At 63.6% G+C, this 18,552-nt stretch carries 17 protein-coding genes; 13 read left to right on the plus strand and 4 right to left on the minus strand.

Going from position 1 to position 18,552, the window contains the following annotated elements; genetic code table 11:
• Window positions 1–7 precede the first annotated feature (7 nt).
• From M3G19_RS01540 to M3G19_RS01550, 3 genes are all read left to right on the plus strand, one after another.
• Window positions 8–607, plus strand: a complete 600-nt coding sequence (locus M3G19_RS01540; protein WP_259900112.1) for an MBL fold metallo-hydrolase — start codon at window positions 8–10, stop codon at window positions 605–607.
• An 80-nt stretch (window positions 608–687) separates the two neighbouring features.
• A complete protein-coding gene (locus tag M3G19_RS01545; protein WP_259900113.1) occupies window positions 688–1,803 on the plus strand; it encodes a DoxX family membrane protein in 1,116 nt (371 codons plus the stop codon).
• A 120-nt stretch (window positions 1,804–1,923) separates the two neighbouring features.
• Window positions 1,924–4,116 (plus strand): ATP-binding domain-containing protein, encoded by a 2,193-nt coding sequence (locus tag M3G19_RS01550; protein WP_259900114.1) that lies wholly within the window; start codon window positions 1,924–1,926, stop codon window positions 4,114–4,116.
• 89 nt (window positions 4,117–4,205) lie between these two features.
• Here the strand turns inward: M3G19_RS01550 and M3G19_RS01555 are convergent, their stop codons facing one another.
• From M3G19_RS01555 to M3G19_RS01565, 3 genes are all read right to left on the minus strand, one after another.
• Window positions 4,206–4,649, minus strand: a complete 444-nt coding sequence (locus M3G19_RS01555; protein ID WP_259900115.1) for a universal stress protein — start codon at window positions 4,647–4,649, stop codon at window positions 4,206–4,208.
• A gap of 82 nt (window positions 4,650–4,731) precedes the next feature.
• Entirely contained in the window at window positions 4,732–6,828 is a 2,097-nt protein-coding gene (uvrB, locus tag M3G19_RS01560; protein ID WP_259900116.1) for an excinuclease ABC subunit UvrB, read from the minus strand.
• Between the two features lie 62 nt (window positions 6,829–6,890).
• Complete coding sequence (locus tag M3G19_RS01565) at window positions 6,891–7,397, minus strand: DUF6301 family protein (RefSeq protein ID WP_259900117.1); 507 nt, start codon at window positions 7,395–7,397, stop codon at window positions 6,891–6,893.
• A gap of 152 nt (window positions 7,398–7,549) precedes the next feature.
• Here M3G19_RS01565 and M3G19_RS01570 point away from each other — a divergent pair, with 152 nt between their 5' ends.
• From M3G19_RS01570 to M3G19_RS01595, 6 genes are read left to right on the plus strand one after another with little or no spacing between them, the layout of a single operon-like run.
• A complete protein-coding gene (locus M3G19_RS01570; protein ID WP_259900118.1) occupies window positions 7,550–8,263 on the plus strand; it encodes a TetR family transcriptional regulator in 714 nt (237 codons plus the stop codon).
• Complete coding sequence (locus M3G19_RS01575; RefSeq protein WP_259900119.1) at window positions 8,200–8,388, plus strand: hypothetical protein; 189 nt, start codon at window positions 8,200–8,202, stop codon at window positions 8,386–8,388. The genes M3G19_RS01570 and M3G19_RS01575 overlap by 64 nt, the downstream gene beginning before the upstream one ends.
• Window positions 8,389–8,390: 2 nt before the next feature.
• Window positions 8,391–9,947 carry an ABC transporter substrate-binding protein gene (locus M3G19_RS01580; RefSeq protein ID WP_259900120.1) on the plus strand — a complete coding sequence of 519 codons (1,557 nt, stop codon included), beginning with the start codon at window positions 8,391–8,393 and terminating at the stop codon, window positions 9,945–9,947.
• A 3-nt stretch (window positions 9,948–9,950) separates the two neighbouring features.
• A complete protein-coding gene (locus M3G19_RS01585) occupies window positions 9,951–10,898 on the plus strand; it encodes an ABC transporter permease (protein ID WP_259900121.1) in 948 nt (315 codons plus the stop codon).
• Window positions 10,898–11,983, plus strand: a complete 1,086-nt coding sequence (locus M3G19_RS01590; RefSeq protein ID WP_259900122.1) for an ABC transporter permease — start codon at window positions 10,898–10,900, stop codon at window positions 11,981–11,983. Before M3G19_RS01585 ends, M3G19_RS01590 begins: the two co-directional genes overlap by 1 nt.
• Window positions 11,980–13,707, plus strand: coding sequence for an ABC transporter ATP-binding protein (locus tag M3G19_RS01595; protein WP_259900123.1), 1,728 nt, complete (start codon window positions 11,980–11,982; stop codon window positions 13,705–13,707). The genes M3G19_RS01590 and M3G19_RS01595 overlap by 4 nt, the downstream gene beginning before the upstream one ends.
• A 161-nt stretch (window positions 13,708–13,868) precedes the next feature.
• On the opposite strand, the gene M3G19_RS01600 is transcribed toward M3G19_RS01595, so the two are convergent.
• Window positions 13,869–14,375 carry a DUF6301 family protein gene (locus tag M3G19_RS01600; RefSeq protein ID WP_259900124.1) on the minus strand — a complete coding sequence of 169 codons (507 nt, stop codon included), beginning with the start codon at window positions 14,373–14,375 and terminating at the stop codon, window positions 13,869–13,871.
• Window positions 14,376–14,571: 196 nt separating this feature from the next.
• Here M3G19_RS01600 and M3G19_RS01605 point away from each other — a divergent pair, with 196 nt between their 5' ends.
• The 4 genes from M3G19_RS01605 to M3G19_RS01620 all read left to right on the plus strand — a co-directional run bounded on the left by M3G19_RS01605 (window position 14,572) and on the right by M3G19_RS01620 (window position 18,551).
• Entirely contained in the window at window positions 14,572–16,341 is a 1,770-nt protein-coding gene (locus M3G19_RS01605; protein WP_259900125.1) for a choline/carnitine O-acyltransferase, read from the plus strand.
• Window positions 16,342–16,343: 2 nt separating this feature from the next.
• Window positions 16,344–16,937, plus strand: a complete 594-nt coding sequence (gene coaE, locus M3G19_RS01610; protein WP_259900126.1) for a dephospho-CoA kinase — start codon at window positions 16,344–16,346, stop codon at window positions 16,935–16,937.
• A gap of 76 nt (window positions 16,938–17,013) precedes the next feature.
• The gene (locus M3G19_RS01615; protein ID WP_259900127.1) at window positions 17,014–17,367 is read left to right on the plus strand and encodes a DUF4259 domain-containing protein; all 354 of its coding nucleotides are present in this window, start codon (window positions 17,014–17,016) and stop codon (window positions 17,365–17,367) included.
• Window positions 17,368–17,426: 59 nt separating this feature from the next.
• On the plus strand, window positions 17,427–18,551 hold the full coding sequence (locus M3G19_RS01620) for a trimeric intracellular cation channel family protein (protein ID WP_259900128.1): 1,125 nt from the start codon (window positions 17,427–17,429) through the stop codon (window positions 18,549–18,551).
• The last annotated feature ends 1 nt before the right edge of the window (window position 18,552 follow it).

Consider the following 18,552-nt stretch of genomic DNA (forward strand, 5'->3'; position numbering starts at 1 on the left):
GGGTGCCATGAATTCCCTCAAGCTCCACCACGTTTCCGTGTCCAGCATGGACAACAATTGCTACCTCATCAGCTCAGGTGACCAGGGCTTGCTTATCGACGCCGCCGCCGAGCCCTCCACCCTTCTTTCCTTGGCCGAATCCGCCGGGGTACAAATCACCGACGTTCTGACGACACACCGTCACTGGGATCACGTCGGCGCCTTGGAAGAGGTGCTCGCCAAGACTGGGGCGACGCACTGGGCGTCCCACCTCGACGCCCCTGCCCTACCTGTTCCACCGGATGAGGAGCTCAACGAAGGCGACGAGCTTTCGTTTGCCGGCCACGCGCTGCCCGTCCACATCCTCCGCGGGCACACCCCCGGCGGCGCCGCAGTCGTCGCGGAGATCGACGGCGAAATCAACCTGTTCGTCGGCGACTCGCTCTTCCCCGGCGGCGTCGGCAAGACCCACAGCGAAGGTGATTTCGTGCGCCTGTTCAACGACGTCAAGGAACGGCTTTTCGACGTCTACCCCGATTCCGCCATCGTCAGGCCCGGCCACGGCGATCCCACCACTCTCGGTGCCGAACGCCCCAACCTGGATGCCTGGTGGTCACGCCGCTGGTGAAAATTCCAGCACCACTGACTCTCCACAATGTCTACAGTGGAGGGGGAACATCCGCTGATTGAAGTAAGGAAAAAGTGAGTATGATCCGCAAACTTGCTCGTCCAATGCTCGCCTCTGTGTACATCGCAGACGGCGTGAAGACGGTGACGAATGCGTCCGAGTACGCAGGCGACGCCGAGCGTGTCGTCGACACCCTTAAGTCCGTGCTGCCCAGCCAGTACGCGCAGTACATTCCGTCTGACCCGGAGACCGTAGCCAAGATCAACGGTGGCCTGAAGATCGGCGCCGGCAGCACCTTCGCCCTGGGCAAGGCTCCGCGCCTGTCCGCTGGTCTGCTCGCGGCCTCCACCGTGGGCACCCTGCTGGGCCGCAATGCTTTCTGGGAGGCCAAAAACGAGGACGACAAGCAGCGTCGTCGCAACGGCGCGATGACCAACGTCGCTCTCCTTGGCGGTGTCCTGCTCGCGAGCGCGGACACCGAGGGCAAGCCGGGCCTGGCATGGCGCGCGCAGGATGCTGCGAAGCGCAGCAAGAAGAATATCCAGCAGGCACTGCCGACCCAGTCCGAGACCGACAAGGCCAAGAAGAAGGCTTCCGAGTGGTTCCAGGACACCGCTGAGACCGTCTCCGAGCGTGCTCAGGAAGTCGCCGACCAGGTCACCGACTACGTCGACGACAACAAGGACGACTGGAAGAAGACCGCCACCAAGTTCGCCGACAAGGCAGCTGACCGCGCATCTTCCCTCGCAGACGATGCCACCAACTGGGCCGAGGACACCTACAAGGACGCCAAGCCCTCCAAGATCGAGAAGGTCAAGACCAAGCGCAAGGTCAAGGGCCTCGTGGGCGACCTGCAGGACAATGTCGAGGGCGGCCTCGACGACCTGCTCCCCTCCAAGATCGAGAAGTTCAAGGCGAAGCGCAAGGTCAACAGCGTTGTCAGCGATCTGCAGGACAACCTCGACGATCTGGGCCCCTCCGAGTGGGAGAAGTTCAAGGGCAAGCGCAAGGTGAACAAGGCTGCCGACAAGGCACAGGACAAGGCTCAAAACGCCATCGACGTCCTGCAGGAGGCCTTCGAGAAGCTCGACGCTTCCCCGTCCTGGTGGCAGAAGCGCAAGTGGAAGAAGAAGGCTAAGAAGGCCGAGAAGAAGGCCAACAAGTTCGTGAAGAAGGCAGAGAAGAAGCTCAGCTAAGCCTGGCGTTCACTGACCTTCAGCGTTCGGGCCCCGCGGCAGGGAATACTCCCTGTCCCGGGGCCGTTCGTTATTTGGGAACGCACAACCCGCGGTGAAAGGAGATTCAGGTTGCCGCAGATGGGATCAGCGCCGGACACACGTGCCGAAGAGCAACGCCACGTGGACACGCTCTTCGCGCATTTGGACCGTGAAGTCGCCGCGGCCAGTGCACGGTTGGAGGAAGTTCAGCGCGCCGTCGACCCCGATAACCCGGACGCGGACGCTCTCGTGCGCCGCGAGACCGAGTACCACGCGCTCAACGCGAAGCTCGACGATCTCAATGTCGCGGAAACCGGCCTCGTCTTCGGGCGTATCGACATTGCCGACGACGACCCTGAAAACCCCGTCCCCAGCCGAGGCGACCTGGACCGTCGCTATATCGGACGCATGGGCATCGATGACCGCGCGGATAACTACCGCACTCTCCTACTCGACTGGCGCGCACCCATGGCTCGCCCTTATTACTTGGCGACGACGGCGCATCCGGAGGGCGTCGAAAAGCGCCGCAATATCCGCATGCGCGGCCGGACGGTCGAAGCTGTCGACGATGAAATCCTCTCCGGCGACCACGCCGACACAGCAACCCGCACTACCGACGTCGGCAGCGAAGCAGCTCTGTTGCGCGCGATGAATTCGCCCCGCACCGGCCACATGCAGTCGATCGTGGAGACCATCCAGCGCGAGCAAGACGAGATCATCCGCGACCCGACACGCGGCGTCCTCGTTGTGGGCGGCGGTCCCGGCACCGGCAAGACAGCTGTAGCGCTGCACCGCGTGGCGTATTTGCTGTACACGTGGCGCGACCAGTTGGCCCGCACGGGCGTGCTCGTCGTCGGCCCGAACCGGACATTCCTGGACTACATCTCACGCGTCCTGCCTGAACTCGGCGAGACGGGCGTGGTGCTCAGCACCGTCGCCGACCTCGTCCCCGGCATCACGCCGACTGGCTCGGACTCGCTCGTCGCACGTGAAGTCAAGGGAACCGAAGAAATGGCGATCATCCTCAAACGCGCCGTGCAGAACCTCCAGACGGTCCCCGAGAACGATATTGACCTGCGCATCGACGGCATTGACATCGCCGTCACGCCCGCCATGATCACCGCCGCACGCACTCGTGCGCGCCGCTCGCGCAAACCGCACAACGAGGCGCGCGCATATTTCGCGGATCACCTCACCCAGCTCATCGCGGAGGCGCTCGCCGAGAAGATCGGTGCGGATCCCCTGGGCGGGACCAACCTTCTTTCAGAGGCAGACGTCGACCAGTTGCACGACGATCTGGCGGAGGAAGGGCAGGTTGCAGGGATTGTCGACAAGCATTTTCCTGAACTCGACGCTCCTGCCGTTCTCGCAGGTCTGTTGGGCTCCCGCGACGCGATCGCGGCCGCCGCGCACGACTACGACGACCTCACGCGCGACGCGTTGTTCCGCACCGACGGGTGGGCTTTCACGCCCGCGGACACAGCGCTTATCGACGAGCTCTACACCCTCACCGGCCTTCCCACCCCCTCCGACGAAGCCGAAAAAGCCGACAAAAAGTGGCGGGAACTCGTCGCGGACGCCGAAGACGCGCTGGACATCCTCGCGTCCTCCGCCAACACCGATACCGACGACGAATTCGAAGCCGAGGTGCTCTCCGCCCACGACATTATCGACGCTGAGACCCTAGCCAGCCGCCAACGCGAAACCGACGTCCGTTCCACCGCTGAGCGCGCGCGAGCCGATCTGAGCTGGGCGTACGGCCATGTCATTGTCGACGAGGCGCAAGAACTCACCCCCATGGAATGGCGCATGGTGTTCCGGCGCTGCCCGTCCCGGTGGATGACTCTGGTGGGCGACCCCGCGCAAACGTCCTCGCCCGCCGGTGTCGAGAGCTGGGCCGAAACCCTGTCTCCCTTCATCGGCGGCCGGTTCCGTTTCCACGAGCTCACCGTCAACTACCGCACTCCCGCCGAGATCATGGAATACGCCCACGATATCCTCGCCGAAATCGACCCCGGCGCCGCTCCTGCCGTGACCGTCCGCTCCACCGGCGAACCCGTGCGCCTCCTGCCCGCAGGAACCGATCCAGGAGCTGTCCGCTCCGAACTCGAGTCGCGGGGCGGGCTGACCGCTGTTGTGACCGTCGATAACGTCGGCGCCGTCAAAGGACTCGAATACGACCACGTCGTCGTGGTGGATCCCGACACCATCATCAACGCCTCGCCCCAGGGGTGGCAAGACCTCTACGTCGCAGTCACGCGCGCGACGCAGACCCTGACGCTCATCGGATAGCGCGCACCCTTTTCCCAGTTCGGCTCGGCTGCAGCCGGCGAAACGCGCGGGATAAGCGCGCGGCTGTACTCGCCGTCGCGCGGGGCTAGCTAGGCGACAGTGTGGACGATCATCACGTCGCAATCCGACTGGCGGGCGACATCAGCAGGAACGGAGCCGAGCAGACGACCGGTCAGGGAGTTGATGCCTCGGTTGCCCACGACGAGCAACTCGGCGTCGTAATCGGTGACGATACTCATCAAAGCTTCAACGGGAGTGCCGGGGCGCACTGCGGTCTCGACGTTGTCCAGGCCAGTCTCCTTCGCGCGCTCGACTGCGGAGGACAGGTTCTCGCGTGCAGTGTCGTCGCCGAGGATGGTGTTGGAATCCTGGCGCAGAGCGGACGAGGCCTCTTCTTCGGACTCGTAGTAGGCGCAGCCGATGACGAGCTTGGCGCCGAATGCGCCGGCGAGCTCAGCCGCGCGCTCAACGGCGAGCAGGGAGGACGCAGATCCGTCCGTACCGACAACGACGGTGTTGTAGTTCATAGCCATGATGCACCTTCCGGATTGACACGTTGTCCTCGCCTTTCGTGGTCCGGCTGCGCCGTGTTCCCGAAGGCGGTACTCCAGGCCACTATATACCGGCTTCTTTCACGCCGCGGAGCTCCTTGCGCAGATCGGCGATCTCGTCGCGCAGTCGCCCGGCCAGCTCGAATTTCAGCTCGCGGGCGGCGCTGGTCATCTGGGTGGTGAGGTCGTCGATAAGCTGTTGAATCTCGTCTTGCGCCATGGACGATGTGTCGCGGCCTTCGAGCATGGATGTCTCGCTGGAGCTGGACGCCTCCTCGTCGTCGCTGCGCTCGTAGACCTCGTCGAGGATGTCGGCGATCTTCTTGCGCAGTGGCTGCGGGTCGATGCCGTGCTCTTCGTTGTAGGCGATCTGCTTGGCCCGGCGGCGTTCGGTCTCGTCGATGGCGGCCTGCATGGATTCGGTGATGTCGTCGCCGTACATGATGACTTCGCCGGAGACGTTGCGGGCTGCGCGGCCGATAGTCTGGATGAGCGATTTCGTGGAGCGGAGGAAGCCCTCTTTGTCGGCGTCGAGGATGGCCACGAGGGAGACCTCCGGAAGGTCGAGGCCCTCGCGAAGGAGGTTGATGCCCACGAGCACGTCGAATTCGCCGAGGCGGAGCTGGCGCAGCAGCTCCACGCGATGCAGCGTGTCAATGTCCGAGTGCAGGTACCGCACCTTGATTCCGTTGTCGAGGAAGTAGTCGGTGAGGTCCTCAGCCATGCGCTTAGTCAAGGTGGTGACCAGGACGCGCTCGTCCTTCTCGGTGCGCTCGCGGATCTCGTGGATGAGGTCGTCGATCTGGCCCTTCGTCGGGCGGACAGACACCTTCGGGTCGACGAGGCCGGTCGGGCGAATGACCTGCTCGACGAATTCGCCGCCGGCAGCCTCGAGCTCGTAGTCGCCCGGCGTTGCCGACATGTAGACGGTCTGGCCGACGCGGTCCTCGAATTCGTCGAAGGTCAGCGGGCGATTGTCCACCGCAGACGGCAGGCGAAACCCGAACTCGACGAGGTTACGCTTGCGGGACATGTCGCCTTCGTACATGCCACCGATCTGCGGGACGGTCACGTGGGACTCGTCGATGATGGTGAGGAAGTCTTCCGGGAAATAGTCGATCAGCGTCGCCGGAGCAGACCCCGCCTCGCGGCCGTCGATGTGGCGTGAGTAGTTCTCGATGCCGGAACAGAACCCCACCTGCTGGATCATCTCCAGGTCGTATTCGGTGCGCATGCGCAACCGCTGCGCTTCGAGCAGCTTGCCGCGGTTCTCCAGGTCCTCGAGGCGGTCAGCGAGCTCGAGCTTGATCGCCTCGATCGCCTTTTCCATGCGCTCCTCAGTGGCCACATAGTGCGTCGCCGGGAAGATGCGCAGCTCGTCGCGCTGCTCGAGCACATCACCGGTGAGCGGGTGGATGTAATACAGCGAATCCACCTCGTCGCCGAAGAACTCCACGCGCACAGCGACTTCCTCGTAGGCCGGGATGATATCCACGGTGTCGCCTTTCACACGGAAGGTGCCGCGCTTGAAGTCAATGTCGTTGCGCTCGTATTGGACGTCGACAAGCAGGCGCAGGAAGCGGTCGCGCTCGATCTCCTCGCCGACGCGCAACAGCAACGAACGGTCAAGGTACGACTGCGGCGTGCCCAGGCCGTAAATGCACGACACGGAGGAAACAACGACCACGTCGCGTCGGCTGAGCAACGCGGACGTCGCCGAGTGGCGGAGACGCTCGACATCGTCGTTGATCGACGAATCCTTCTCGATATAGGTGTCCGTCTGCGCGATATACGCCTCGGGTTGGTAGTAGTCGTAGTACGAGACGAAGTACTCGACGGCGTTATTCGGCAGCAGCTCGCGCAGCTCGGTTGCCAGCTGCGCCGCGAGCGTCTTATTCGGCGCCATCACCAGCGTCGGGCGTTGCTGCTGCTCGATCAGCCACGCCGCGGTCGCCGATTTACCAGTACCGGTCGCACCCATGAGCACGACGTCGGGCTCCCCCGCGCGCAGACGTTTGTCCAGCTCGGCGATCGCTTTCGGCTGGTCGCCCGACGGCTCGAATTCAGACTCGACGGTGAACAGCTTCTCGGTGCGCTCCACCTCCCCCACAGGGCGGAATTCAGAGTGCGACAAAACGGGGTGCTCAGCAGCAAAAGCCATGCACGCCAGTCTAGGTCAGTTTCGCTTTTCGCTTATCGACGCCCCGCGCCAGTTGCTACGCGTCACTCTCGTCCATCGGACGGTCGAGGTCGATCCCCGGTACGGCGCTCGTAGCGTTCCAGATCGGCAATCATTTTCGACATGAACATGAACTCGAGCACATTTTCTCCCACCGCCAGCCGGATAACGCTGCCATCATCCAGGTCCCAATCGGCGCCCTCCTCGTACAGCGGAGTTCCCGTCGGTGCAAAGCCGATGCATTCGGTAATGCTCTGTTTTACCTCGGGGAAGGCCGCGCGTACCGCAGCCTGGGTCGCGGCACCTCGCTCTTTGATCGTGTCAGAGACACGCGCATTGAAGCGCGAAAGTTCACCGCGCATCTCGTTCACGGCCGCTAGTGGCAAATTGATGTCGTAGTTGGTGAATCCACCGCGCCTACGATTCTTCTCCCAGTTGAGTTGCTCGTACAGGGCCGGGAATTCCTCGAATGGAATCGGCTTTGGCGCGTCCCGCAAGAGCGTGACCAAAGGGCAAAGTTGTTCTTTGGCAACGGCGTTGAGAGTTGTCACTGCTCTTCCTTACCTCAATCAGCCCGGGACATGCACGCCAGTCTAGGTCAGTTTCGCATTTCGCTTATCGACGCCCCGCGCCAGTTGCGATACCCTTCGTCCCCCAGTCAAAATATTGCGACTTACTTTCAGCTGCACTTAAGGTTGTGTGTATGGTCCTCCGACATTCGCACACCGCAGCTCGCGCCGCCATCACGGCGGCGGGACTACGGCACGCGGATGTGGCTTCATATTTGGGGATCGATGCCAGCAAGCTCTCCAAGTCGCTCTCAGGGGTACGGCGCTTCAACGCCGTCGAACTGGAGCGCTTAGCGGAGATCACCGGTGTCACCGTGGACAGTCTGAAGCCGCTGTCTCACACCGATCACGACTCGGCTGCTCACTCGCGTGAGGCCGAGTGGGCTGCCCGTCGCCGCGCGATTGCCGCAGCCGCATGGCCACTGTTCGCAGCGAACGGCTACCAAGCGGTCAAGGTCGCTGACATTGCGCGGGAGGCAGGAGTGTCCAGCTCCGCTGTGCACTACTACTTCCGCTCCAAGAATGATGTCTTCCTCGCCACTCTCGATCTTTGCTCGGAGCAGGCGGCGGAAAGGAGGGCAGGGGTGGCGTCGATAAGCGATCCTGCCCAGCGTCTCGTGCGCTTCGCGCAAATCCAGCTCGACGGTTCGGCGGAAGCCATCCGCGAGTTGACGACGTGGGCGCAATTTTGGGCATCGTCACCGATGTTCGAAGACGGGAAAAAGCGACCGCCCTGGCGTATAGCCGCTGGGACGAGCAACTGCGCGCCATCGTGCTCGAGGGCATGGCGTCCGGCCAATTCGCCGTCGACGAGCCCGACGAGATGTTGGGCGCAGTCACGGCGATGATCGACGGACTCGGTGTGCGCATGCTCACCGGTGCCTTGTCCGCCAGCGACGCCGCAGCCGCAGTGACGGACTATCTGAATACGTGGATGACAGCGCCTGCTGTCTCTGTGAAGGAGAACGCATAGACATGGTTGAACTTTCCCGCCGGCAGTTGCTCGGCGCCGCGGCGGTGGCAGGATCAGCGACCGCGTTCGCGGCGTGCTCGCCGACGATGCCGGCTGAAAACATCGACACGTCGGGCCCGCCGCGCAAAGGCGGCACACTGCGCGTCGGACTCGTGGGCGGCTCTACCGCCGACACCGTCGACGCACATATTCCGGCTAGTACCAGCGACGCCGCCCGCGTGATCAATCTGTACGAACCCCTCGTGCGCCGCGGCTACGAATACGAGCTGGAAAACCGCCTCGCCGAGAGCTTCGAGCCGAATGAGGACGCCTCCGAGTGGACCATCCGGCTGCGTGAGGGCGTGAAATTCTCCGACGGCCGACCGGTGCGCCCTGAGGATGTGATTGCCACCTACGAACGCGTCGCCGACCCAGACGACCCGAAGAACGGTGCCGGCTCCATCGCGCACATCGAGGCGATGAACGTCGTCGACGACCGCACGCTGACGATCTCCCTGTCGCGCCCCGATGCGACCTTGACGGAGGCGCTCGCCGAGTACCAGATGGGCATCGTCCCTGAAGATTACGACCCCGAGAACCCGATCGGTGCCGGCCCTTTCAAGCTGGTCAATTTCTCCGCTGGCCGCGAGACCATCATGGAGCGCAACGAGCACTACTACCTCGGCCCCGCCAACCTGGATCGCGTCGAGGTCGTCGACTTCTACCAGGAAGACGCGATGCTCAACGCGCTCCTGTCATCGCAGGTCGACGGCATCGGCGCGCTCAATCACGCGCTTGTCCGGGTCATCGAAGCGGACCCGCGCATGCACGTCGTCAGCTCCGAATCAGGCATGTGGCTCCCCTTCACCATGCGCGTCGACCATGAGCCTTTCGACGACGAACGCGTCCGCCAGGCCATGCGCCTCGCGTGCGCGCGTCCGGGCTTGGTCGACCAAGTCTTCTCCGGCGAAGGCCAGGTCGGCAACGACATGTTCGCGCTCTACGACCCCGCGTACCCGCACGAATTCCCCCAGCGCGAGCAAAACATCGAAGAAGCAAAGAAATTGCTTGCCGACGCCGGCTACCCCGACGGCATCGACGTCACCCTCGCCACCTCTGAGATCGCTTCCGGTGCTGTCCGCGCCGCGCAGGTGTTCACGGAGCAGGTGCGCGACGCCGGCATCCGCGTGAAGATCGACCAGGTCGACTCCACCACCTTCTGGGCCGACGGCAACTACCTGTCCTACCCCTTCTCCCAGACCTTCTACTACACGCGTAACTTCCTCGAGCAGGTCAACCGCTGCGCGACCGAGGAAGCGCCGTTCAACGAAACGCACTGGGTCGACGACGAGTTCACCGCCCGCGTTGAAGCCGCCCGCGGCATTGTCGACGACCGCGAGCGCGCCAAAGAGATCAAGGAGCTCCAGCGCGAGTTCTACGACCGTGGCGGCTACATCATCTGGGGTTTTCCCAACCAGGTGGATGCGTACCACAACTACGTGGTCGGAGCGCGACCCCATACAAGTGGCGTGGCGTTGTCCCAGGCGTTGTTCTACGACATGTGGATTGCGGAGGCATAGACAATGGGCAAACTCATCGCTCGCCGACTCGGCTTGAGCATCTTCATCCTTCTCGCAGTGTCGGTGATCATTTTCTGCGCCACGCTGCTTCTGCCAGGCGACCCCGCCCGCGCCATCCTGGGCCAGCAAGCCACACCGGAGCGAATCGCCGCGCTGGAAGCCGAAATGAACCTGGACAAAAACCCCGTCGAGCGCTACTTCCTATGGCTCGGCGGTGTGCTGACCGGCAATTTCGGCACATCCACCACCACTGGCGGACCAGTCTCCGAACTCCTCGGTGAGCCTCTGGTCAACTCCTTGGTTCTAATGGCGCTGGCTGCCATCGTCGCGATCCCGCTCGGCATTCTCGTGGGCATCTACGCCGCCTGGTGGCGCGGATTCCGCCGCGACCGCGCGATCACGTGGGTCACGCTGATCCTGGCTGCGATGCCGGAGTTCGTCATCGGTATCTTGCTCGTCACCGTGTTCGCGACCTCGGTCTTCCAGGTTCTGCCGGCGGTGACAATGTCGCAACCGGGCGCGTCGGTGTGGTCGTACCCGTCGCAGCTCGTGTTGCCGACGCTGACCTTGGCGCTCGTCGTCAGTCCATATATTGCGCGTATGACCCGCGCCACGATGATCGAGACCCTCGACTCCGGCTACGTCGAAATGGCCCGCCTCAAAGGCGTGCCTGAACGGCGCGTCATTTTCCGCCACGCACTCCCCCACGCCATCGGCCCCATCGCACAGGTCGTCGCGATCCAGCTCGCATGGCTTGCCGGCGGCATCGTCGTCGTCGAGTACCTGTTCCGCTACCCGGGCCTCGGCGTCGCCATGATCGACGCCGTCAATTACCGCGACGTCCAAGTTGTCCAGGCAGTCACTCTCCTCATCGCCGCCGTCTACGTCGTGGTCAACCTGCTTGCCGACGTCATCGGCATCATGGCCAACCCGAAGCTAAGGAGCAACTAATGACCCAGCCACACAACCCTGGCTCCGAGTCCGTAGAGTCGCTCGAGCCAACGGAAACGCTGCACGCTGACAAGGCGGCGGCGTCCGAACCCGCTGCCACCGACGTCCGCACCGGCGACGAGCTCAAAGCCTCCCTGTCCAAACCTGACCCGCTGCTCAAACGCATCTGGGCGCAGTCGGAAGGCAAGGTCGGCATGGTGCTTACCGGCGCGGTGCTCCTCGTCGCACTCGTCGGCTACTTCTTCGCCGAACAGCTCACCGGCTACTCCACCACCGAGTTCTTGGGCCTGCCCTTTGTGTCTGACGGGGTCTTCGGCACCGATAACCTCGGGCGTTCCGTCGCCTCACGCTTTGTCGGCGGCGGCCTGATCCTGCTCATCACGGCTTTCCTGGCGACGGTGCTGGGCATGGTCGTGGGCACGATCCTCGGCATGATCGCCGGCTACGCAGGTGGCGTGACCGACGCCGTGATCATGCGCATCAACGATGTCTTGCTGGCATTCCCGCAGCTGATCTTCGCCATGCTGGCGATCGTGATTTTCGGGCCGTCGGCCACTGTCCTGGTGCTCGTGATCGGGTTGACCCACGCCCCGCGTATCGCCCGCGTGGCACGCTCGGCAACGCAGGCGGTCACCAACGAGGACTACATCCGCGCCGCCCAGATGTACTCAGTGCCGCACTGGAAGATCCTCACCCAGGAAATCCTGCCGAATATCACCGGCCCGCTGTCCGTCGAGGCAGGTCTGCGCTTGACGTACTCCATCGGTTCGATCGCCTCCCTGTCCTTCCTGGGCCTCGGCATCCAGCCGCCTGCCGCGGACTGGGGCCTCATGATCAATGAGAACCGCATCGCCCTGTCCATTCAGCCGTGGGGCGTGGTCCTGCCGGTCATCGCCATCGCGATCTTGACCATCGGCACGAACATGCTTGCCGACGCCACTGCCCGCGCCACCGCCTCCACCGCCACCCCCGTCAAGCGCACCGGCGAAACGACCCCGAGCGAGCGCCACGACAAGGTTCAGCCCATCATCAACGAAGACACCCGCAGCCGAACCACCAAGGCTGCCCCGAAGGAGAACGCATGACCACCTCGATTAATGCGGACGGCAAGGGGCCGAAGAAGGAGTCGCTATGGGCGTCGACAAGCCGCCAAGGCGAGTACGTGCCTCCCGTGCGTAACGACGACACCCTCGTTCTGCGCATCCGCGATCTCCGCCTGGCGACCTACAGCGGCACTGAGATCCTCCACGGCGTCGACATCGACCTGTACCGGGGCGAAATCGTCGGCCTGGTCGGCGAATCCGGCTCCGGCAAGACCACCGCGGGCCTCGCTGCTTTGGGCCACGTCCGCACCGGTCTGAGGATCACCGACGGCACCGTCACGCTGCATTCCCGCGACGGAAAGACCACCGACGTCCTCTCCCTGAGTGAGGACGAGGTCCGCGACGTGCGCGGCTCCCGCGTCGCATACATCCCGCAGGACCCGGCGCTCAGCCTCAACCCGGCGATGCGCGTCGGCGACCAGATCCGCGAAGTTCTCGACATCCACAACTACGGTTCCAGCTCGTCTGAGCGCGCCGAACGCGTCCGCGAAGTCATGCGCGACGTCGATCTGCCCGACACCGACGAGTACCTGGCGCGCTGGCCGCACCAGCTCTCCGGCGGGCAGCAGCAGCGCGTGGGCATCGCCATGGCATTCGCCATGTACCCCGATGTGTTGATTCTCGACGAGCCGACCACCGGCCTCGACGTGACCACCCAGAACCATGTCCTGAATACGATCCGCACCATGACGAAGAAGAACGACGTCGCCTCGCTCTACATCACCCACGACCTGGCTGTCGTCGGCGAGCTCGTCGACCGCGTCATCGTGATGCTCCGCGGCGATATCGTCGAGGAAGGCCCCTACAACGCGGTCCTCTACAACCCGAAGCACGCCTACACCCGCAAACTGCTCGGCGCGATCCCCGACTTGGAAGGCGACAAGGACATCGCGGGCAACGACCGCTGGGACAACTCCTGGGCCGAAGTCCACGGCGACCCTGCGGCATCCGCTGAAACCCCGCTTCTCCAGGTCCGCGACCTCGAAATGGCGTACGGCGACAACAAGGTGCTGCACGGCATCGACCTCGCCATCGAGGCCGGCGAATCCACGCTGCTGCTCGGCGAGTCCGGCTCCGGCAAGACCACTCTCGCGCGCTCCATCGCCGGACTCAACCCCGGCTACACCGGCGACGTGCTGCTGCGCGGCAAAGAACTCGCGCATTCGAGCCGCGACCGCACCCTCGAGCACCGCAAGGACGTGCAGTACATCTTCCAGTCGCCGTTCTCGTCGCTCAATCCGCGGCGCACGATCGGCGAATCGATGAGCGTCCCGCTCGTCATGGCGGGCGAACTCACCCGCGATGAGCAGCGCGACATCGTCGAGGAAGCGCTCGAGGCTGTGCAGCTGGACCGCAGTTTCTACGACCGGCGCCCGGGCGATTTGTCGGGCGGCGAACGCCAGCGCGCCGCGATCGGCCGCGCCCTCGTCAACGCCCCGTCGGTCCTGGTGTGCGACGAGATCACCTCAGCACTCGACGTATCGGTGCAGGCGTCGATCCTGCGGCTGCTGGCAGAGCTCCGCTACGAACGCGGTCTGTCGCTGCTGTTCGTCACGCACAATATCGCGCTCGCCCGCCATATCGCGACGCGTGTGGCTGTGCTCAACAAGGGCGTCATCGTCGACGACGGTCCGGTAGACGACGTCCTCGACAACCCGCAGCACGAGTACACGCGCAGCTTGCTCGCGAATATCCCGTCGCTCTAGCCGCCGGGCCCCGTGGGTGATGCGGGGTGTGTATATCCGCAGGCGGAGGACAACGCCGTGGCACACACCCCGCAGCGCGTCAAAGCCGCCCGCGAGCGCAGCAAGAGGAGATCAAGGAGCTCCAGCGCGAGTTCAACGACCGCGGCGGCCTGGTCTACGCATCAATCTCGTCCATCGGACGGTCGAGGTCGATCCCCGGTACGGCGCTCGTAGCGTTCCAGATCGGCAATCATTTTCGACATGAACATGAACTCGAGCACATTTTCTCCCACCGCCAGCCGGATAACGCTGCCATCATCCAGGTCCCAATCGGCCCCTTCCTCGTACAGCGGAGTTCCCGTCGGTGCAAAGCCGATGCATTCGGTAATGCTCTGTTTTACCTCGGGGAAGGCCGCGCGTACCGCAGCCTGGGTCGCGGCACCTCGCTCTTTGATCGTGTCAGAGACACGCGCATTGAAGCGCGAAAGCTCACCGCGCATCTCGTTCACGGCCGCTAGTGGCAAATTGATGTCGTAGTTGGTGAATCCACCGCGCCTACGATTCTTCTCCCAGTTGAGTTGCTCGTACAGGGCCGGGAATTCCTCGAATGGAATCGGCTTTGGTGCGTCCCGCAAGAGCGTGACCAAAGGGCAAAGTTGTTCTTTGGCAACGGTGTTGAGAGTTGTCATTGCTCTTCCTTAACTCAATCAGCCCGGGACATCGATTTGTAGGCTTGATCGAAAGTACCCTGTCCAGGACCAGTCCGCTCAGGCAAGATCGCGCATTCGAGCCGCGACCGCGCCCTCGAACACCGCAAGGACGCACAAGTACACGCGCAGCTTGCTCGCGAATATCCCGTCGCCCGCTGGGTAGGGTGGGCAGTGCATGACCGCCGGCGACGCACAGGAGGACAACGCCGTGGCACCCCCCATCCCCCACCCCGCAACGACTGATCTCAAACCGTTGCCGGTTCCGCCGCTCGACGAGACCCTCGACGCCTACAGCCACGCGCTTAAAGCGGTACTCCACGACAGCGAGCTCGAGCACGCCCGCGCGGTTGTCGAATCGTTCCGCACAGGCGCCGGTCCGCGCCTCGACGCACAGCTGCGCGAGCGCGCCTCCGAGCGCGAAGCAGCGGGCACCAATTGGCTTAACGACGAATGGTATTCCTCCTACCTCACCACCCGCTCCCCCCTCACTCTGGCGTCGAATGTCGGCTTCCAACTGGCCTTCCCGGGCGCTGATGACATAAGCGGGCTCGACCGCGCTGTCGATATCATTCGCCGCGCCGCGTCCGTGCACCTCGCGGCTGCGTCGGGCGACACTGCAGAGGATGTCGACGGCCGCGGCAACCGCATCACCATGAACCAGTGGTTCGTCTACACGGGCGGAATCAGGCATCCGGATAAGGGGGAAGACGCGGTCGTCGCTACGCAATTGGGCGCTGCGAACCGCGAGATCGGCGTATTCGTCGACGGACGTCTGTTCGCTCTTCCCGTCAGTGACGCCGACGGTGTCGTATTCTCCGCCGCTGCTCTTCGCGCTGGCCTCGAAAAAGTCCGCACGCACGAAGCTGCAGCCCTCGATTTCAACGCACCGTCCCTGCTCGGTTCCGGAGTTCTCGCGGACCTTTTCCCGGCGATCCTCGAACAGGGCGATAACCGCGCGACCTACCAGCGCCTCACCGACATGCTTTTCACGGTCGAGCTGCAGTCGAACGGATCGGCAACGTCGAGCGATGCCGAGCGCATCCGCGAAGCCACGTTCGCCCCGCGCGGCGCGTGGGTGTACAAGCCGCTGAGCTATCTCGTCGACCTCGACAGCGATTGGGTCACCGTCCATGTCGAGCACTCGTGCCAGGATGGCGCGACGCTGGTCACCGCTGTCACGCGTATGCAGGACGCCGAGCTTCCCGCAGGAGCGTCCGTCGACGCCGAGCCTGCGGAGCTGACCTGGGAGCTCGACGACACAACGACGCAGCAGATCACGACCCACCTGGAAACCTTCAAAGCGCAGGCCGGCACCCTCCGCACGGACATCGTCACCGTTCCGCACGACATTCCGGCGGACCTGCCGTTCAAGCTCAGCCGCGACGCGTCAGCCCAGCTCACCATGACCATCGCGCAACAGCTCACCTACGGACACGTCCGCGCGGTGTACGAAGCCGTCGACATGCGCGAGTTCCGCGCCGGGCGCACCGAGTGCCTGCGCGCCGCTACGCCCGAAGCGGTCGCTTTCGCAGACAAGCTTATCGACGGCACCGCCTTACCCGACGACCTCCGCTCCGCCCTCGACGCCCACCGCGCTTGGGTGAAGCGCTGCAAGTCCGGCAACGGTGTCGACCGGCACATTCAGATGATGGCCACCATCGACGACTCTGGCTCTTCTGATCCGTTCTTCACGGACCGCGCGGCGACCGCCGCACGCCGGGATTTCCTGTCCACCACCTCCATCGGAGGCGCGAACCAAATCGTGCGCTACTGCTTCGCGCCGACGCTTCCGGAAGGCTTCGGCATCTCCTACACTCCACTTCCCGAAGACACCGAGTTCTGCATTTCCTGGAACACCACCACCGCTGAGCAACCCGAGAAATTCCGAGCGAATCTCGGCAAAGCAGCTGCGCTGTTCTGGGAGTTTTGCGAGGAGTTGAGCTGACAATGAAGAAGATTGGACTCACCGGCGGGATCGGCAGCGGCAAATCGACGGTAGCGAAGCTACTGGCGGAAGCCGGTTTCAAAGTCGTCGACGCCGACCAAATTGCCCGGGAGATCATGGAGCCGGGCTCACCCGTCCTCGACGACGTGGCTGATGCGTTCGGGGCCGATGTGATCCGGGAAGACGGGACGTTGGATAGGGGGAAATTGGCGGGAAGGGCGTTCGTCGATAAGCGTGCTACTGAAAAGCTGAACTCGATCACCCACCCGGCGATCCGCGCGGAGTCCGAGCGTCGATTCGCCGACGCGGAAGCTGCTGGCGAACCTGCGGTCGTGTACGACATGCCGCTGCTCGTCGACATCGGCATGCACCGCGACATGGACCTCACCGTCGTCGTGGACGTCGACGCCGACGAGCGCGTCCGCCGTCTCGTAAGCTCGCGCGGCCTCGATGAAGCCGATGCCCGCGCGCGCATCGCGCAGCAAATCGACGATGCCACGCGCAAGGCCGCAGCCGATGTCATCATCGACAATAACGGCGCTATCGACGCGCTCAGACCGCAGGTCGATGAGCTGATTGCGCGCCTTAAGGCCTGAAGTTTCGCCCATTAGTCGGATAACGTTCAGAGCCACGCTACGTCCCATTCATCTCCTCGTTCTAATGTCACTCGCCATGGGAACGTGGGACATCGGGCCGTTCGACAACGACCCCGCAGTGGACGCCGTCGCAGCGCTTGCCGACGGCTCCTTCAGCATGGACCAGTTCCGCTTCGACTGCGGCCGCGGCCCCCTGGGCACCGATGAAGCCGAATCCGTCATCGCTTTAGCAGCCGTCCTGAACGGGCACGTCCCCTCCGAAGCACTCGCGTCCGCGCTTCGTTTCCCGTTCACCCTCGACGACCGCCGCTGGATCCGCCGCCGCGCCAACCAGGCCCTCCGCCCCGGCAATTCCGAGCTCTACGACCTGTGGGAAGACGCCGGCGAACTCGACAATTGGCTGGCCGAAACCAAGAAATACGTCGCCTGAACTGCCCCCGCTGAGCGTCAACCTGCTTTCTTCCCAGGACACCTTTAGACTTGCCACTTATGCCAGTGGACCAAGTCGACCCGCTCATCACCTCGATCTACGAATGGATGGATGTCTCCGGTGTACTGCTAATGGGCATCATCGGCGGCACACTCGCACGTCAACGCGGCTACGACATCGTCGGGTTCTTGTTCATCGCCATGCTCTCGGCGCTTGGAGGAGGCATGATCCGCGATGTCCTCATCAACCAAGGCACCGTCGCCGCCATGAGCCAGCCTGAGTACCTGATCCTGGCGTTCACTGGCGCGCTGATCGCCCGCTTCGTCTATTTCAAGGGCAAAGCGTGGGAGTTTCTCCAGTCTCACGGCGACGCCGTCGTTTCTGCCCTGTGGGCCGCCACCGGAGCATACAAGGCGATCCATTACGGTTTGCCCGTACTGCCCACCATCATGATGGGCGTGTTCACTGCCACCGGCGGCAGCATGATCCGCGACGTCGTGACGGGCCGTGAGCCCAGCGTCTTCGGCGGCAACCAGCCGACCGTGCTTCCGGCGGTCGCATGCGCTGTGATCGTCCTGATCGGCAACTCGACCGGGCACCTCGCCCTGTCCATGGTGCTGGGCCCGGTCACCAGCTTCGCGTTGTTCCTCTTCGGCTATTACGGAAACTGGCGGGTCAGCCAGGACCCGGACTTCGCACCTGTGAACGCCACTGTCAACGCGACCGCTACTCAGGTCGTCTCACTTGCTCGAAAGGCCGAGAACCGCTCCCGCGCGGTGGCTCGAGAACTAGAACCGAAAGGCTTGCGTGCCTGGCGACACCGCCAAATGGAGAAAGCCCTCCAACGCCGCATTGAAGCTGAGATCCGCAAAGGTAAGCGGCCGGCGGAGGCTCGGAACGATGCCGACGAGTTCCTCACCGAGTTCACTACCCAGTTCCCTGTCATCGATTCTGAGACTCTCGCAGATGCCGGCGTTGAAATCCCGGCCGAGGAAGAGAACATCTTCGAAGGCATCGGCGTCGACATCGAGGGTGACTCCTACGATGCCGACAACACCGAGCCTGACCCAGCCGAGATCGAAGCAATGCATGCGGACATGCTGGATATCATCCTCTCCGATCCAGCGCTCACCGATGAACTCATCGAACGCCTAGTGGAGCGCTACAAGCAGAGAGACACATAAA

Source organism: Corynebacterium sp. p3-SID1194 (assembly GCF_025144155.1).
Classification (GTDB): Bacteria; Actinomycetota; Actinomycetes; order Mycobacteriales; family Mycobacteriaceae; genus Corynebacterium.

What these genes read in the sequence shown, in the direction of transcription:
- M3G19_RS01620 (WP_259900128.1), top strand. Translation starts at nt 17,427, where the DNA reads ATGCCAGTGGACCAAGTCGACCCGCTCATCACCTCGATCTACGAATGG.
- M3G19_RS01615 (WP_259900127.1), top strand. Translation starts at nt 17,014, where the DNA reads ATGGGAACGTGGGACATCGGGCCGTTCGACAACGACCCCGCAGTGGAC.
- uvrB (WP_259900116.1), bottom strand. Translation starts at nt 6,828, where the DNA reads ATGGCTTTTGCTGCTGAGCACCCCGTTTTGTCGCACTCTGAATTCCGC.
- M3G19_RS01540 (WP_259900112.1), top strand. Translation starts at nt 8, where the DNA reads ATGAATTCCCTCAAGCTCCACCACGTTTCCGTGTCCAGCATGGACAAC.
- M3G19_RS01580 (WP_259900120.1), top strand. Translation starts at nt 8,391, where the DNA reads ATGGTTGAACTTTCCCGCCGGCAGTTGCTCGGCGCCGCGGCGGTGGCA.
- M3G19_RS01600 (WP_259900124.1), bottom strand. Translation starts at nt 14,375, where the DNA reads ATGACAACTCTCAACACCGTTGCCAAAGAACAACTTTGCCCTTTGGTC.
- M3G19_RS01570 (WP_259900118.1), top strand. Translation starts at nt 7,550, where the DNA reads ATGGTCCTCCGACATTCGCACACCGCAGCTCGCGCCGCCATCACGGCG.
- M3G19_RS01575 (WP_259900119.1), top strand. Translation starts at nt 8,200, where the DNA reads ATGGCGTCCGGCCAATTCGCCGTCGACGAGCCCGACGAGATGTTGGGC.
- M3G19_RS01595 (WP_259900123.1), top strand. Translation starts at nt 11,980, where the DNA reads ATGACCACCTCGATTAATGCGGACGGCAAGGGGCCGAAGAAGGAGTCG.
- M3G19_RS01585 (WP_259900121.1), top strand. Translation starts at nt 9,951, where the DNA reads ATGGGCAAACTCATCGCTCGCCGACTCGGCTTGAGCATCTTCATCCTT.
- M3G19_RS01550 (WP_259900114.1), top strand. Translation starts at nt 1,924, where the DNA reads ATGGGATCAGCGCCGGACACACGTGCCGAAGAGCAACGCCACGTGGAC.
- coaE (WP_259900126.1), top strand. Translation starts at nt 16,344, where the DNA reads ATGAAGAAGATTGGACTCACCGGCGGGATCGGCAGCGGCAAATCGACG.
- M3G19_RS01545 (WP_259900113.1), top strand. Translation starts at nt 688, where the DNA reads ATGATCCGCAAACTTGCTCGTCCAATGCTCGCCTCTGTGTACATCGCA.
- M3G19_RS01590 (WP_259900122.1), top strand. Translation starts at nt 10,898, where the DNA reads ATGACCCAGCCACACAACCCTGGCTCCGAGTCCGTAGAGTCGCTCGAG.
- M3G19_RS01555 (WP_259900115.1), bottom strand. Translation starts at nt 4,649, where the DNA reads ATGGCTATGAACTACAACACCGTCGTTGTCGGTACGGACGGATCTGCG.
- M3G19_RS01605 (WP_259900125.1), top strand. Translation starts at nt 14,572, where the DNA reads ATGACCGCCGGCGACGCACAGGAGGACAACGCCGTGGCACCCCCCATC.